General features: G+C 42.1%; 14 protein-coding genes. All 14 read left to right on the plus strand.

Going from position 1 to position 16,238, the window contains the following annotated elements:
- Position 1 precedes the first annotated feature (1 nt).
- Entirely contained in the window at positions 2-1,732 is a 1,731-nt protein-coding gene (locus tag NIS_RS01575; protein WP_012081664.1) for an AAA family ATPase, read from the plus strand.
- Between the two features lie 137 nt (positions 1,733-1,869).
- A complete protein-coding gene (locus NIS_RS01580) occupies positions 1,870-2,259 on the plus strand; it encodes an NAD(P)H-quinone oxidoreductase subunit 3 (RefSeq protein ID WP_041354120.1) in 390 nt (129 codons plus the stop codon).
- A complete protein-coding gene (locus NIS_RS01585) occupies positions 2,241-2,750 on the plus strand; it encodes a NuoB/complex I 20 kDa subunit family protein (RefSeq protein ID WP_012081666.1) in 510 nt (169 codons plus the stop codon). Before NIS_RS01580 ends, NIS_RS01585 begins: the two co-directional genes overlap by 19 nt.
- Complete coding sequence (locus NIS_RS01590; protein WP_012081667.1) at positions 2,750-3,541, plus strand: NADH-quinone oxidoreductase subunit C; 792 nt, start codon at positions 2,750-2,752, stop codon at positions 3,539-3,541. Before NIS_RS01585 ends, NIS_RS01590 begins: the two co-directional genes overlap by 1 nt.
- Positions 3,542-3,550: 9 nt before the next feature.
- Positions 3,551-4,783, plus strand: a complete 1,233-nt coding sequence (nuoD, locus tag NIS_RS01595; protein ID WP_012081668.1) for an NADH dehydrogenase (quinone) subunit D — start codon at positions 3,551-3,553, stop codon at positions 4,781-4,783.
- A gap of 13 nt (positions 4,784-4,796) precedes the next feature.
- Positions 4,797-5,039, plus strand: coding sequence for an NADH-ubiquinone oxidoreductase subunit E family protein (locus NIS_RS01600; protein ID WP_012081669.1), 243 nt, complete (start codon positions 4,797-4,799; stop codon positions 5,037-5,039).
- Between the two features lie 12 nt (positions 5,040-5,051).
- Positions 5,052-7,094, plus strand: coding sequence for an FAD-dependent oxidoreductase (locus tag NIS_RS01605; protein WP_012081670.1), 2,043 nt, complete (start codon positions 5,052-5,054; stop codon positions 7,092-7,094).
- Positions 7,095-7,103: 9 nt separating this feature from the next.
- On the plus strand, positions 7,104-9,380 hold the full coding sequence (locus NIS_RS01610) for an NADH-quinone oxidoreductase subunit G (protein ID WP_012081671.1): 2,277 nt from the start codon (positions 7,104-7,106) through the stop codon (positions 9,378-9,380).
- A complete protein-coding gene (locus tag NIS_RS01615) occupies positions 9,373-11,856 on the plus strand; it encodes an NADH-quinone oxidoreductase subunit G (protein WP_012081672.1) in 2,484 nt (827 codons plus the stop codon). The genes NIS_RS01610 and NIS_RS01615 overlap by 8 nt, the downstream gene beginning before the upstream one ends.
- Position 11,857: 1 nt before the next feature.
- Positions 11,858-12,850, plus strand: coding sequence for an NADH-quinone oxidoreductase subunit NuoH (nuoH, locus tag NIS_RS01620; RefSeq protein ID WP_012081673.1), 993 nt, complete (start codon positions 11,858-11,860; stop codon positions 12,848-12,850).
- A 9-nt stretch (positions 12,851-12,859) separates the two neighbouring features.
- Positions 12,860-13,471 carry an NADH-quinone oxidoreductase subunit NuoI gene (gene nuoI / locus NIS_RS01625; RefSeq protein WP_012081674.1) on the plus strand — a complete coding sequence of 204 codons (612 nt, stop codon included), beginning with the start codon at positions 12,860-12,862 and terminating at the stop codon, positions 13,469-13,471.
- An 11-nt stretch (positions 13,472-13,482) separates the two neighbouring features.
- Positions 13,483-14,037: an NADH-quinone oxidoreductase subunit J gene (locus NIS_RS01630; protein WP_012081675.1), complete on the plus strand. Its 555-nt coding sequence runs from the start codon at positions 13,483-13,485 to the stop codon at positions 14,035-14,037.
- Entirely contained in the window at positions 14,034-14,336 is a 303-nt protein-coding gene (gene nuoK, locus NIS_RS01635) for an NADH-quinone oxidoreductase subunit NuoK (protein ID WP_012081676.1), read from the plus strand. Before NIS_RS01630 ends, nuoK begins: the two co-directional genes overlap by 4 nt.
- 9 nt (positions 14,337-14,345) lie before the next feature.
- Entirely contained in the window at positions 14,346-16,235 is a 1,890-nt protein-coding gene (nuoL, locus tag NIS_RS01640) for an NADH-quinone oxidoreductase subunit L (protein WP_041353956.1), read from the plus strand.
- Positions 16,236-16,238: the final 3 nt, after the last annotated feature.

Genomic DNA, 16,238 nt, shown 5'->3' on the forward strand with positions numbered 1-16,238 from the left:
AATGGAACTATTGCGTGATTTTATTGAAACAAAGAAGGTAGAAAAAAGCAAGATTTTTCCTCATCTCAAATGCAGTGCAGAAGAGGCGAAAATTTTGCAGCTTCTAACCAAAAAATATATTAGCGGCGTTGATGAAGTTAATGTTTATGATCTTTTGAGCGAACTCTATGGAGAAGATAGCTATGTCTACTTAGAAAAACTGGGTCTCATCAAGAAGCTGTTCGATCTTGGTTGGCTTGTGCAAGGCGGCTTTGGAGCGCTCAAAAGCAACGACTATACGAAACTGGAGCTACTGCATACCGATGTAGCCCTGAGTGTACCTTTTTTGAGACTGCTTGAAGAGGGAAATGTAGAGCTTGCTTTACCTGACATCAAGCCCTACAATGATCATTTGGACTATTTTCAAGATCAATTCTTTCGAATAGAACTCTATCAAAAGATTGTCCAGGCAAGACAAAACTACAGTACGGACGCTCCGACAATCAACCGTTTGAAAAACAAGATCAATCTTTTAGAAACGAGAATCCAGGAGCGATTGCAGGTTACCAAAAACGAAATCGTTGTAGAGGAACTTTTTAAAGAGTATGAACTCTCACCAAAAGAGCGGATCATATTTCTGGCTCTTTTGAAAGAGGAGTATGCCGGAACAGAAGGCGGACTTCGGGAGATGAATGCACTTATTGATCTGATCAGTTTCAACGAATATGAAAGAATCGAAAACAGAACGCTTTTGGAAGAGAGCTCCAAGCTTGTTTCATCGGGACTCATTGATTACGATGAGATTTTGACTCCTTTTGGCGGTCTTTCACGAAGCTTTTTCATCGTTGAAGATGTAATGCAGCGTATCATCCATCCGGATAAGAAACGAAATAAAAAGATGAAGCTTCAAAATTTGATCAAAGATCAAGATATTTTTGAACTGATCGAACCAAAAACGACGTTGGATGATGTAGTTTTGCATCCCCAAACAAGAAAAACGCTCGATAGTCTTTTAAATCAAATGGATAAGCGTGTAGCAGAAAGACTTAAAAAGTGGGGAATCAAACCAAAACGAAAAGGGATCGATGCCAGAATCATTTTTTACGGACCTCCAGGAACTGGAAAAACGCTGACGGCCCTTTCGTTGGCAAAGTCTCTCAAGAAACAGGTACTTAGTTTTGACTGCTCAAAAATATTATCAATGTATGTTGGTGAGAGTGAAAAGAATGTTCGTAAAATTTTTGACACCTACAAAGAACTAAGTTCCAAAGCCAAAACGGAACCGGTCCTTTTACTCAATGAAGCTGACCAATTTTTGAGTGCCAGAACACAAGGACCGGGAAGCAGTGCAGACAAGATGCACAACCAGATGCAAAATATCTTTTTGGAGCAGATCGAAAATTTTGAAGGGGTACTTATTGCTACCACCAATCTTCTTGAGACGATCGATCCAGCTTTTTCTAGACGATTCAACTATAAAATCGAGTTTAAAAAGCCAAATTTCAAAGAGAGAGTCCGCCTTTGGGAGATGATGCTTCCTAAAAATGCAGAATTTGAAAAGGGGTTTGATGTGGAAAAATTGGCCTCTTACGAATTGACAGGCGGGCAGATCAATCTCATTATCAAAAATACAGCCTATAAGGTTGCCATTAAAGAGGAACCTATTTTTACTTTAAAAGACTTTGTCGAAGAGATCGAAAAAGAGAAGGTGAGTGCCTTTGGAGACGAGAAATCTCTGGGGTTTTTAAAATAGCCTTGTAACATTCGGAAACAGAGCGAATTAACTTTTCTTTTTGAAAATAGAGGTTAAACTCTTTTAAAACCTTTTTTGTTACACTTGCAAGTAGATAGTCTGGGCGAAATTGCCAAAAAATTAAGGAGAATTCGATGATGAGTCATATGAATGTGGCGCATCCCTATTTTGGTGCGTTTTTGTTATTCGTAATTACCGCAGTCGCTTTTATTGCAACCACGGCGGCAGCCAGATTTGTAAGTCGGCATCTTGCAAGGCTTGATACGGAAAAATTGAAAGTAGCCATTTATGAGTGTGGACCCGAACCGGATAAGCAGCCCAACAGAATCTCGGCACAGTTTTATCTTATCGCATTGCTTTTTATCCTTTTTGATGTTGAGATTATTTTTATGTTTCCATGGGCAGTGGACTTTAAAGTACTTGGATGGTTCGGTTTTGCAGAGATGATTCTATTTATATTGCTACTTGCAATAGGATTTATTTACGCTTGGAAGAAAGGAGCATTGGAATGGCACAGCATCAAGTAAATTATGCATCGAACGCAGGGTTGCCTGTCGCACTTACCACGGTGGACAAACTGGTCAACTGGGGACGAACCAACTCTCTTTGGGTTTTAACATATGGACTAGCATGCTGTGCTATCGAAATGATGGCAAGTGGTGCGAGCCGCTACGACTTTGACCGATTTGGTGTGATCTTTCGTGCAAGTCCAAGGCAATCTGACGTGATGATCGTTGCTGGGACGCTTACAAAAAAACATGCCGAGTTTATCAGAAGACTCTATGATCAAATGGCAGAACCAAAATGGGTTATCTCCATGGGAAGTTGTGCCAATACTGGGGGGATGTTCAATACTTATGCAACGGTTCAAGGTGTAGATAGAGTGATTCCTGTGGATATCTATCTTCCTGGATGTGCACCACGTCCAGAGACGCTCCAGTATGCCGTGATGCTATTGCAAAAAAAACTTCGTAAACGATCTATTTTTCAAAAACAAAAACCAAAAAGGTTGGTGTGATGAGACCATACAGACCAAAAGACAATGTACAGAAAAAATCCTACTATACCGACCGATTCTGGGTGGCTCCAAGAGTTCCGCATGAGCCGGTGGAAGATGAGGTCTTCAAAGCAGATCTAGAGAGTTTGAAAGAGTATATCGATGTAAAAGATGCCTATATCGAACGAGGCCAGATGGTTATCATTATTGATGCCAAGGACAATGTGGCAACACTCAAACACCTCAAAGAGAATTGTGGGTATGACGTACTTTCTGAAATGAGTGCCATTGATTATTTGGCAAAAGACGGTGAATTCGAGATTTTTTATCAGCTGCTTGCATTGAGCAAGAGAAAGAGAGTACGGGTAAAGTGTCGCATTAAAGAGGATGAGGCGATAGAGAGTGTCGAGCCTTTGTTTAGAAGTGCGGATTGGAGTGAACGAGAGATGTATGATATGTTCGGTATCAAGGTTAACAACCATCCATATCTCAAACGAATTTTGATGCCTGAAGACTGGGTGGGATATCCTCTGAGAAAAACCTATCCGCTCCATGGAGATGAGGCGGCACAATGGTATGAAGTGGATAAAATCTTTGGAAAAGAGTATCGAGATATCATAGGACCAGAGCAAAGAGATGCTGCATATGTGAGCACTACTGATACTTGTAACTTCGCAAGAATCTATCATGAAGTGCCACGATGCGCTGATCCAAATAGCGAGCCAGAGCGTATAGAGAGTTTCAACGAAGATGCACCTTTGGTGGAGACATTCGATCTCAAAAAAGCAAAAATTGTAGATAAAACAAGATAAGGGCCAACAATGCAACAAAGAAACAGATTAGAGCCATATTTTGAAAACCTTGTTTTTGAGCGTGATGATAACAAGATGGTGGTCAACTTCGGACCACAGCACCCATCTGCTCACGGTCAGCTCAGACTCATTCTTGAAATGGATGGAGAACAGATCACAAAGGCGGTCCCTGATATCGGATATCTGCACCGGGGTATGGAGAAGATGGGTGAAAACATGATCTATAACGAGTTTTTGCCCACAACGGACCGTATGGACTATATAGCGGCTACATCCAACAACTACGCTTTTGCTTTGGCAGTTGAACGACTGCTGGGTATCGAAGATAAAGTACCTCGAAGAGCAAAAGTGATTCGAATGATTTTACTTGAGCTCAACCGAATCATTTCTCACCTTTTCTGGCTAGCGACACACGCTCTGGATGTTGGTGCGATGAGTGTCTTTTTGTACTGTTTTAGGGAGCGTGAGTATGCGATGGATTTGATCGAGGATTACTGTGGGGCAAGATTGACCCACAGCTCTGTTCGAATCGGTGGCGTGCCGTTAGATCTTCCAGAGGGCTGGCTTGATAGGCTCAATGTCTATTTGAACAATCTTCCTGATCAGATCAAACTTTATGAAGGACTTTTGACAGAAAACCGGATCTGGAGAATGCGTCTTGAAGAGGTGGGTGTGATTCCACCAGAGATGGCAAAGCAGTGGGCATGTAGCGGAATTATGCTACGAGGGAGTGGCATCGAGTACGATATTCGAAAAGAGGAACCGTATGAGCTCTATGACGAAGTCGATTTTGATATTCCGGTAAGTGACCGGTGTGACAGTTATGGCCGGTATCTCTTGTATATGGAAGAGATGCGACAGTCCATTCGAATTATTAGACAGTTGATTCCAATGTATAAAGAGACTGAACCACAACTCATGGCGCACGCGCCTGAATATATCAGTGCGCACAAAGAAGACATCATGACACAAAACTACTCTTTGATGCAGCACTTCGTACTGGTAACGCAAGGAATGAGACCTCCTGTCGGTGAAGTCTATGTTCCAACAGAATCGCCAAAAGGTGAGCTTGGATTCTTTATCCGAAGTGAAGGAGAACCGTATCCATACAGACTTAAAATCAGAGCGCCAAGCTTTTGGCATACTGGTATTTTGCAAGACCTACTGCCGGGACACTATCTCGCAGACGTTGTAACGATTATTGGTTCAACCAATATCGTATTTGGTGAGATCGATAGATAAGAAAGAGGGGACAATGGTACGATATGATCTAAGACATCTGCATGAAAACTTTTACGACCGGATGTTAGAGCTTTTAGACAAAGAGGTCAAAAGTGGCGAAGTAGCCATTTTCTTGTTTGAGGTAGTGGTGAATGGCAAAGAAAACTTTGAAGCAGTACAAAAAAGTGCCGATGTTATCAAAGAAGCTGGGCATGAGCTTCTCAATTCACTCAAGTTCAATGAAGTGGACTGGACAATAGTTGTACGAAAAAAATAGGGGGAAGATCCTGTGAGTAAAGTATATTTTTCGACATGGAAAGATGAATTTATTGACAATCGGGGAAAACCGAAAGAGGAGTGGGCAGAGTCCGCTTTCAACTTTCCAGTCCAGTACAATACCGACATTGACTCAAAAGCCTTTATCGGTTGGGCCGGTATTGCGCTTATGAGTGACGATGTAGATGTGGTAAAGCTTGCGACGGAATATGCCAAGCAGTACCAGGTTTATTCGGAAGCATGTGGAAGATGTGCTCCAGGAAGATGGGGAGGACGGATTCTTTACGATCTATTTGACAAGATTGCCAGAGGCGAAGGTGAAAAAAGTGACGTAGAGCACCTCAAAGAGGTCTCCAAAACGATGATGGAGACCAGCAAATGTGAGATAGGTCGTACCGTTCCGAAACCGCTTCTTGATATATTGGAGCATTTTTCTGACGAGATCGATGATCTGATTCAAAATAAAAGAGCTTCCAAATACTACAACAACCCTGAAATCAGCTATATTGCAAAAGTGACGGCCCCTTGTATGGATGCATGTCCAAGTCATGTGGATATTCCTGCCTATATAGAAGGTGTACGAGATCTACGATATGACGATAGTTTAATGGCTACAAGAAAAACGATGCCACTTGCTCATACCTGTGGCCGTGTCTGTCCACATCCTTGTGAAGATGAGTGTAGAAGGGCCAATCTGGATGAGCCGATCTCCATTATGGAGTTAAAGCGAATAGGTGCCGATTTTGAAGATGATCACGGACTCTTCTGGCTCCATCCAAAGAAACAAAAACCGCTCAATGGCAAAAAAGTGGCCATTATCGGAGCCGGTCCTGCAGGTCTTGCAGGAGCCTATTATCTGGCCCTCGATGGGGTTGCTTGCGATGTGTATGAAGAGCTTCCGGTACTTGGTGGGGAAGTGGCCGTAGGTGTTCCTCAGTATCGAATGCCTGTAGAAAAATACAATAAAGATATCGAAGCGGTTGCATCTCTTGAAGGCGTTCGATTTATCACGGGTAAACGGGTGACGGCTGATGACATGCGAAAGTTTGAAAAAGAGTATGACGCTATTTTGGTGGCAACAGGAACAAGAATTTCCAAAAAAGTTCGCGCAAAGAATGAGCGAGAAGAGATCAAAGGGTATTGGCCGGCGATCAATTTCCTTGATTGTATCAACCTTTATGTCAAATATGGAATCCCGGTACCAAAAGAGATCCAAGAAAAACAGCACTTGAAAACAGATTATGTCGATTTAACAGGAAAAACCCTTGTTTGTGTTGGGGGAGGTTTTACCTCAATGGACGTGGTTCGGTGTGCCGTACGGGCCAATGCGAAAAAAGTGATCATGCTCTATCGTAGGGATGAAGCTACAATCATTCGAAATACTACCTATGAAGAGTACCATGAAGCGGTGGAAGAGGGCGTGGAGTTTATCTTCTACTCTGCTGTCGAAGAGATTATTACCGACGAGAATGACAACTTGAAAGCATTGAAAGTCAATCGATTTGAACTGATACCTGATCCAAACGGCGGGCGGCCACAGCTCAAAAAGATAGAGGGTGCAGACTTTACAATTGAATGTGATTACTTAGTGCCTGCAGTAAGTCAAAGCGCAGATCTCTCGCACCTGCCTGAAGAGTGGGAGATAGAACTGACAAGCTGGGGAACTATCAAAACAGACGGCAAAACCTATATGAGTTCAAAAAAAGGCGTTTTTGCTGCAGGGGACTGTGAATATGGACCGATGACTATCGTAAATGCTGTAGGACAGGCTAAACGCGCAGCTAGTGTCATCAGCCGTTATGTGCAAACAGGTGAAGTAACGCTTACTGATGAAGAGATTATGGAAGATCATTTAAGAGCTTTGAAAGTCTATGATAAGAAAGAGAAAGTGACGGGTTGGATGCCAGGTCTTCCGCGCCAAGTGAGTGAGAAGCTTACCGTCGAAGAGCGTAAACATACGCAACTGGAAGTCAATCTCGGATTCACACAGGAACAGGCCATTGCAGAGGCAGAGCGGTGTATGCGATGTTACTATATCGCTATGGTAGCGGTGTAAAGGTAGAGCATGGTTAAGTTTACTATAGATGGAAGAACGGTTACTGCCCAAAAGGGTGAGACGATTTTACAGGTAGCAAGAAGAGAAGGAATCTACATACCAACGATGTGCTATCTGACAAAAGTGAAACCTATCGAATCATGCAGACTCTGTGTGGTCGAAGTAGAAGGTGTTGATGGGTTTGTTCTCAGTTGCCAGACTCCAGTTGTTCCAGATATCGAAGTTAGAACAAATTCTGAAGAGCTTTACAAACATAGACAAAATATAATGCGCCTCTATGACGTAAACCACCCGCTGGAGTGTGGCGTATGCGATAAAAGTGGCGAGTGCGATCTTCAGAACAAAACGTTGGAGTTTGGAGTCGATACGCAAGAGTTTACGGCTAAAGACCAATACAGGCCCATTCAAAAATGGAACTATATCCAGTATGATCCTAGCCTTTGTATCTTGTGTGAAAAGTGCGTCCATGTGTGCAACGAGGTGATCGGAGATGACGCTATTGAAATAGAATATGGCGGATATAAATCGAAAATTGTTCCTAAAAATGCCGAGACACTCGATTGTACATTCTGTGGAGAGTGCATCGCTGTCTGTCCAGTGGGCGCACTGATAAGCAGCGATTTCAAATATACCTCCAATGCTTGGGAGCTCCAAAGAATCCCGGCAGCTTGTGCACACTGTAGTGCAGCGTGTCATCTTTTCTATGAAACAAAACACAGCTCCATCGAAAATCCAGAACCAAAAATTTACCGAGTCAAAAACGATTTTGAGTTTGAAACCCTTTGTGGGGCGGGTCGATTTGGATTCGATTTTGAGAACAAAGCCACAAAAGACGAAAAAGCATTTGAAAAGGCTTTAGAAGCTTTCAAGAAAGCGGATACCATTCGATTTACTTCCTATATCACCAATGAAGAGGCGTTGATCCTCCAAAAACTGAAAGAGAAATTTGGTTATAAGCTTATCAATAATGAAGCAAGAAACTACCAAAAATTTTTACAAAACTATGCTGCTTATAGCGGGAAAAATCTCTATGGAGCTGATTTAAAAACAATAGAGAAAAGCGACTTTATCATATTGCTTGGAAGTTTTGCTTCTTCAGACAATCCTGCTGTACGCTATGCGTTCACGGTAGCACATAAACAAAGAAATGCCCAGATCATCAATATGCATCCAGTGGAAGACGATCTTCTCAAGCCTATCGTGACAAAATTTGTCAAATATGAAGTTGGAAGCGAAGAAGCTGTCATGGGTATGCTGCTTGATGCTCTGCTTGATGAAGAGAGAAAATCTCAAATCGATCAAAAATGGTTTGATGAACTGGATATGGGCTATTTGAGCGCAGAATCGAGTGTTGGTGAAGAGGAGATCGAAGATATCTTAGCGAAACTCAACCGCAAAAAAAGACTTAAAGAAGATAGATTCACACTGATTCTCGGGGAGGATTTGTACGGGCATCCGAGAGCGGAGAATATAGCGCGATTGGCTGGGTTGATCGATCGATTCACAGAGTTTGATGTGATGATCATACCACCTAAGACGAACAGTCTCGGCGTTGCGCTCATATGCGATTTGGATGATGAGGGCGGTGCATACAGTATAGGGTACAACACGAAAGGGAACTTTACACTGAGTGCTTTGGGTGACGGCGATTTGGATATGCCGGCTCTCAATCAGCAAGAGGGGACTTTTACCAATATCGATAGACGGGTAGTACCGACAAACGTGGCATTGCCATATGAGGGTTATGTACTGAATGACATTGCAAGAGCTCTTGAGGTGAGCGATAAAGAGTATACCATCGAATTTACAAAAGAGCTGCCACAAGAGAAAGGGTATCAACCAATAGAGTTTGACGATCTGCCAAACGAGTTTTTGAATGATGGAAGCGAGCGGCGAGGATACGTGATCGAGCCACAGAGAGTGAATCTGTCAAGGAAGAACGTAGAGCCGATAGCTGAACTGCCTGAATTCAATGGTACAGTGATCTATCGCTGCGAGCCTGTATTGCAGTTTAGCCCTTTCACCAACAAAGCACATCAGCTCAACTGGTCCTGTGATCTTATTGGATCAGAGCAGTTTTCCATAGCTGCCAAACTTAGTGATGGCGATAAAGTTGTTGTTCAAACAAAATTTGGTGCAATAGCAAAAACGTTTCGTATCGATCCTAAACTAAAGGGCACTGTTGCCTTATTAGGAGTAAGTGATATGGGGATAGAGTTTTTTGATATGCAGTCATCCTACAGATATGAACGAGTAAAAATCACAAAGAGAGCGGATCATGAGTGAAAAGATTAAGATTACGATAGATGGAAAAGAGTGTGAAACCGTAGCAGGTGAGTATGTTCTCAATGTTGCCAGGGCCAATGGTATCTTTATCCCTGCCATCTGTTACCTAACAAGTTGCTCTCCAACATTGGCATGTAGGCTATGCCTCGTAGAAGCTGACGGTAAACAGGTTTATGCATGTAACGCCAAAGCCAAAGATGGCATGAATATCGTTACCGTTACGGAAAATATTCTCAAAGAGCGCCGCGCCATAATGGAAGTGTATGATGTGAACCACCCGCTGGAGTGTGGCGTATGTGATCAAAGTGGCGAATGCGAGTTGCAAAACTACACATTAGAGATGAAAGTGGATGAGCAGCACTACGCCATTCGAGACACCTATAGACCTGTCAAAAAATGGAATTTTATCCATTATGACTCTTCACTTTGTATCGTTTGTGAACGTTGTGTAACTGTATGTAAAGATATGATAGGCGACGCGGCACTCAAAACCGTTCCAAGAGGCGGGGACAAACTTGGCAAAGAGTGGAAAGACGAGATGCCAAAAGATGCCTATGCCATGTGGAACAAGCTTCAAAAATCGATTATCGGAGCGGTAACAGGCGAAGAGCTCGATTGTACTTGGTGTGGTGAGTGTATCAGTGTTTGTCCGGTTGGAGCACTTGTTAGTGAAGATTATCACTATACAACCAACTCTTGGGAACTTACGAAAATTCCAGCGGCCTGTGCACATTGTAGTGCTACGTGCCACATGTACTATGAAACAAAACATACCTCCATCGAAAACCCAGAACCAAAAATCTATCGTGTCACAAATGAGTTCCATTATCAGCCACTCTGTGGTGCAGGACGGTTCGGATTCGATTTTGAGAACAAAGCCACAAAAGACGAAAAAGCATTTGAAAAGGCTTTAAAAGCTTTCAAGAAAGCGGATACCATTCGATTTACTTCCTATATCACCAATGAAGAGGCGTTGATCCTCCAAAAACTGAAAGAGAAATTTGGTTACAAGCTTATCAATGAAGATGCTAAGCAGTATAAACAGTTTTTAGACAACTTCAGCCAATATAGTGGAAAATCTCTACCAACAGCGGATGTGAAAACAGTGCATCACAGTCAATTTGTAGTTTCTATAGGGACAGCGCTGAAAAGTGACAATCCAAGAGTGCGATTTGCATTTAACAATGCTGTGAAAATGAACAAAGGCGGAGGGATCTATTTCCACCCAATAAAAGATCCTGTCATTGAATCTCTTGGCAAAACTGTTGTTCCTGTTTATCATAAACCTTTGAAAGAGGAAGCTGCGCTCTATCTCATTTTGCAAGAGTTTGCAGATAAAGAGAAATTACCAAAATATGTGAAAGAGTATCTTGACTCATTGATCGTTACGAAAACCAAAGAGGTAGAAGAGACCATCAAAGAAAAAGTAGTGGAAATTGTAGAAGAAACAGTTGTTGACGAAAAAACGGGCGAAGAGAAAAAAGTCGAGAAGAAAGTGGAGAAAGAGGTCCCCAAAAAGGTTAAAAAAGAGGTTGAGTATCAGGTAAGCAAACTTTATGAGATGCTAGATGCGTCTGAAGACCTGATGGACAAACTAGGTAAAGTACTATCGAAAGCTGAAAAATTCACACTGATTCTCGGGGAGGATTTGTACGGGCATCCGAGAGCGGAGAATATAGCGCGATTGGCTGGGTTGATCGATCGATTCACAGAGTTTGATGTGATGATCATACCACCTAAGACGAACAGTCTCGGCGTTGCGCTCATATGCGATTTGGATGATGAGGGCGGTGCATACAGTATAGGGTACAACACGAAAGGGAACTTTACACTGAGTGCTTTGGGTGACGGCGATTTGGATATGCCGGCTCTCAATCAGCAAGAGGGGACTTTTACCAATATCGATAGACGGGTAGTACCGACAAACGTGGCATTGCCATATGAGGGTTATGTACTGAATGACATTGCAAGAGCTCTTGAGGTGAGCGATAAAGAGTATACCATCGAATTTACAAAAGAGCTGCCACAAGAGAAAGGGTATCAACCAATAGAGTTTGACGATCTGCCAAACGAGTTTTTGAATGATGGAAGCGAGCGGCGAGGATACGTGATCGAGCCACAGAGAGTGAATCTGTCAAGGAAGAACGTAGAGCCGATAGCTGAACTGCCTGAATTCAATGGTACAGTGATCTATCGCTGCGAGCCTGTATTGCAGTTTAGCCCTTTCACCAACAAAGCACATCAGTTGACAGAGAGTGCAAAACTGTATGCAAGTGAAACATTTTTGAATGAATTGGGCCTTCAAGAGGGCGATAAAGTAAACATTCAAAAAGATGATACTAATATTACAGTAGAAGTTGCCCTTGACGACAAAATTGGATCGGGAGCCTATATAGGCACATTTGATAAGAACATTGATATATCACCGCTATTTGCGGGATATCGATTTAGCGAAGTACAAATTCAAAAGGTGTGACATGGATGCAGCGTTTGTAATAGCAACCATCATTAAGATACTGATCGTACTGGGACTCTTTTCAGCACTAGCTGGATTTGGTACCTATGTGGAAAGAAAAGTGCTTGCATTTATGCAGCGTCGTCTTGGTCCGATGCACGTTGGACCATACGGTTTACTGCAGGTTCTTGCCGATGGTATCAAGCTCTTTACAAAAGAGGATTTTATACCGCAAGGAGCGGTTCGACCTGTTTTTATGATAGCTCCTGTCATTACGGCTGCTACTGCTTTTATCGCTATGGCGGCGATTCCGATGTTTCCAGAATTTACAATCGGCGGATATACTGTTAAACCGATCATTTCTGACATCAATGTTGGGTTACTCTTTGTTTTAGGTGTTATGGCTGCAGGGCTGTATGGACCACTTCTAGCCGGTATGTCTTCCGGAAACAAATGGGCGTTACTCGGTGCTGCCCGGACTGCAATCCAGTTTTTAAGCTATGAAGTTGTAACCGGACTTTCTGTATTGGCACCAGTGATGATAGTAGGATCCATCTCGTTGGTAGATTTTAACAATTACCAGGCAGGAGGCATGGGAAATTGGCTTATTTGGAAACAGCCTCTTGCATTTGTGCTTTTCTTGATTGCGGGATATGCGGAGACAAACAGAACGCCGTTTGATTTACTCGAACATGAAGCGGAAGTGATCTCAGGGTATGCTACAGAGTACAGCGGTATGCGATGGGGGATGTTTTTTATTGGTGAATATGCAAACATGTTCACGATAGGATTTTTGGTTAGTCTCATTTTTCTTGGCGGATTTAACGATTGGGGATTTATTCCAGGCGCAATCGCAATTTTGATCAAAGTCTTTTTCTTTTTCTTTCTTTTCTTGTGGACAAGAGCATCTTGGCCACATGTGCGACCGGATCAATTGATGTGGCTCTGCTGGAAAGTTTTGATGCCGCTAGCAGTGATCAATGTTGTGATTACCGGCATTGTGATGAGTATCTAAGGGGGAATTATGAGCGGGTTAGAACAGTTTACAAATAGATATGGATCACAAAACTACTATAAAGTGAAAATAGAGCCATATCCAAAGACACCATGGGAAAAATTCAAAAGAGTTCTGAAAAGAAGTGTGAAACTTGAACTTTTCGTTGGTTTGAGAATTACACTGTTGGAAATGATTCGATTTAATATCCATACAATTCAGTATCCAAAAGAGAAACTTCCCATAGGACCGAGATATCGTGCAGTTCATAAACTGCTCCGGCTTCTTGAGAGTGGAAATGAGCGCTGTATCGGCTGTGGTCTATGTGAAAAGATCTGTATATCCAACTGTATTCGGATCGATACCAAAGTTGATGAAAATGGAAGAAAAATCCCAACAGAATATACGATCAATTTTGGCCGATGTATTTTTTGCGGATATTGCGCGGAAGTATGTCCAGAGCTTGCTATCGTTCACGGTCAAGATTATGAGAATGCAAGTGAGCAAAGAGCACATTTTGCATTGAAAGAGGATATGCTCACACCACTTGACAAATTGAAAGAGCAAAAAGAGTTTCCGGGATTTGGTGCGCCTACACCGGCAGCAGACAAACTAATCAAAAAAACGCCATTAGCGTATTAAAAGGTATAGCGATGGTTGAAGCAATTGCATTCTATCTTTTCGCAGCACTGACTATTTTTATGTTCGCAGTGACTGTAATGAGCAAGAACGCTCTGTACTCTATGAGTGCATTAGCCGCAGGTATGGTGTTTATTTCAGCGTTCTTTTTTCTTTTGGATGCGGACTTTCTGGGTGTTGTCCAGATAATTGTATATGGTGGGGCTGTGATGGCTCTGTATGCTTTTGCAATGATGTTTATGGATACAACAAAGGATGTAAAAGAAAAGAATCCGTCCAAAAAAATCGTATTCTTCCTCTCTGGAATGGTGGCACTTCTACTTGTCATTATTCTTTTGACGCCAATTGTCTCTGATAAAGTGCAAGCTCTTTATCCTGTTAGTGATGAAGTTGGCAACGCTGAAGCAGTGGGTATCGTACTCTTTACAAAATATCTCGTTCCATTCGAATTGGCTGCTGTGATGCTGTTGGTAGCGATGATTGCAGGTATCATATTGGCAAGCAAACGTATGGATGAGAGTATAACTTTGAAAATTGATCAAGAAATAGAAGAAAAGGCTGGCAAATGATTACGTTGACACATTATCTCATATTGTCTGCCATACTGTTTAGTATAGCGCTTGTAGGTATTTTACGAAGAAAAAATCTATTAATGCTCTTTTTTGCGACAGAAATTGCACTCAATGCTGTAAACATTGCATTAGCTGCATTTTCGAAATATTATGGGGACTTAACAGGCCAACTTTTCGCATTTTTCATTATAGCCATTGCGGCTAGTGAAGTGGCAGTTGGTCTTGGACTTTTGATTATATGGTACAAACGTAGAGGCACTATCGATCTCGACAGCCTCCAATCTATGAATGGGTAAGGGATGAGCATGGAAAAATACGTATATATAGCACTATTTTCCCCACTGGTTGGATCGCTCTTTGCAGGGTTATTTGGTATGCAGCCAAAAAAACTGATAACGGGAATTATCACATCAACGCTGCTCGCGATTTCGTTTATCGCTTCAGTGTTACTGCTTTTTCATGTGGCTGCAACAGAAGAGCCTGTCCATGTTACGCTCTTTGACTGGATAACAACAGGCTCGCTCAATATACCGTTTGGCTTTGTCGTCGATCAGGTATCGGCTATTATGATGGTTACTGTTACCCTTGTATCAACCCTCGTTCATATCTATTCTATCGGTTATATGGAACATGATAGCGGCTTTAACAGATTTTTCAGTTACTTGAGTGCTTTCGTTTTTTCAATGCTTGTTCTTGTCATGAGCGACAATTTTGCCGGTCTTTTCATAGGATGGGAAGGTGTAGGTCTTTGCTCATGGCTGCTTATTGGTTTTTGGTACCACAAGAAGGATGAAACAAGAGATGTCAACCCGTCTATCAGTCCATCTTGGGCTGCTAATGAAGCATTCATCATGAACAGAATAGCAGACCTTGGAATGCTCATCGGTCTCTTTATCATCTACTGGCACATTGGTTCGTTGCAATACGATGTTGTGTTTGCACACGTTGACCTTCTCGATATAGCCGTTATTACCATGATGGGTATTTTCCTTTTCATTGGTGCCATGGGAAAATCTGCACAGTTCCCGCTTCATACATGGCTTGCAGATGCGATGGAAGGCCCGACACCTGTTTCAGCACTCATCCACGCAGCTACAATGGTTACAGCAGGTGTATATCTTGTTATACGAGCTTTTCCTATATATTCGCAAATTCCAGATATTGGTTTATATATTGCAACCCTGGGCGCATTTGTCGCAGTATTTGCTGCATCCATGGCGTTAGTCAATACTGATTTGAAACGAATCATTGCTTATTCTACCCTTTCACAGCTTGGATATATGTTTGTTGCAGGTGGTCTTGGAGCTTACTGGATTGCACTTTTCCATCTTATGACACATGCTTTTTTCAAAGCATTGCTCTTCTTGGGTGCTGGAAACGTTATGCATGCTATGGATGATGAACTCAATATTTTTAAAATGGGTGGTCTTGGCAAAGTGATGAAATGGACAATGATTATGATGGTAATAGCGTCATTGGCCCTTGCTGGAATCTATCCATTTGCCGGATTCTTTTCAAAAGACAAGATATTAGAAGTAGCATTTGACTCACACCACTATATCCTATGGTTTATGCTTTGGGCTGGTGCAGGCATGACTGCTTTTTACAGCTTTCGACTCATCATGCTTGTTTTCTTTGGTGAAGAGCGATACAAAAAATATGGCTTTCATCCACATGAAGCACATTGGTACATGTTGGCGGCTATGGCTCCATTGGCAATATTGGCGATAGTTGCTGGATTCTTTGAACACTCATTTGAAGAGTTTGTTACGAAACTCTTGCCAGAATATCATTTTCATACCCACGGCATTGTTACAGTGGCATTGATTGGACTGACGACCTTAATAGCATTAACAGGTATTGGTATTGCAGTTTACAAATATAGTCATGGTGGTTTTAGTGAAAAATGGAAAGAGAACTTCTTTTATAAATTACTGTACAACCAGTACTATATCCCTGTTCTTTATGAAAAACTATTCACCGAACCATACAAAATATTGTCAAACATAGCGTGGAAAGAGTTGGATCTGCGTATTGTAGATGCAACTGTCGATTTTATAGCCAACATTATTTACAAATCCGGTTTTGCTGGGCGTGTCGTACAAAGTGGTAACCTTTCCAAAATGCTTCGATGGATGGTTATCGGTCTTTTGATACTTCTTGTATTAATCATTATATATAGTCCGGTACGGTAAGGA

Origin of the sequence: Nitratiruptor sp. SB155-2 (assembly GCF_000010325.1) — a bacterium.
GTDB lineage: Bacteria > Campylobacterota > Campylobacteria > Campylobacterales > Nitratiruptoraceae > Nitratiruptor.

Bases quoted from the DNA above. Each gene is read 5' to 3' on its own strand.
- NIS_RS01585 (WP_012081666.1), top strand. From the start codon at position 2,241: ATGGCACAGCATCAAGTAAATTATGCATCGAACGCAGGGTTGCCTGTC.
- nuoL (WP_041353956.1), top strand. From the start codon at position 14,346: ATGGAAAAATACGTATATATAGCACTATTTTCCCCACTGGTTGGATCG.
- NIS_RS01600 (WP_012081669.1), top strand. From the start codon at position 4,797: ATGGTACGATATGATCTAAGACATCTGCATGAAAACTTTTACGACCGG.
- NIS_RS01590 (WP_012081667.1), top strand. From the start codon at position 2,750: ATGAGACCATACAGACCAAAAGACAATGTACAGAAAAAATCCTACTAT.
- nuoH (WP_012081673.1), top strand. From the start codon at position 11,858: ATGGATGCAGCGTTTGTAATAGCAACCATCATTAAGATACTGATCGTA.
- nuoI (WP_012081674.1), top strand. From the start codon at position 12,860: ATGAGCGGGTTAGAACAGTTTACAAATAGATATGGATCACAAAACTAC.
- NIS_RS01615 (WP_012081672.1), top strand. From the start codon at position 9,373: ATGAGTGAAAAGATTAAGATTACGATAGATGGAAAAGAGTGTGAAACC.
- NIS_RS01580 (WP_041354120.1), top strand. From the start codon at position 1,870: ATGAGTCATATGAATGTGGCGCATCCCTATTTTGGTGCGTTTTTGTTA.
- nuoD (WP_012081668.1), top strand. From the start codon at position 3,551: ATGCAACAAAGAAACAGATTAGAGCCATATTTTGAAAACCTTGTTTTT.
- NIS_RS01630 (WP_012081675.1), top strand. From the start codon at position 13,483: ATGGTTGAAGCAATTGCATTCTATCTTTTCGCAGCACTGACTATTTTT.
- NIS_RS01575 (WP_012081664.1), top strand. From the start codon at position 2: ATGGAACTATTGCGTGATTTTATTGAAACAAAGAAGGTAGAAAAAAGC.
- nuoK (WP_012081676.1), top strand. From the start codon at position 14,034: ATGATTACGTTGACACATTATCTCATATTGTCTGCCATACTGTTTAGT.
- NIS_RS01610 (WP_012081671.1), top strand. From the start codon at position 7,104: ATGGTTAAGTTTACTATAGATGGAAGAACGGTTACTGCCCAAAAGGGT.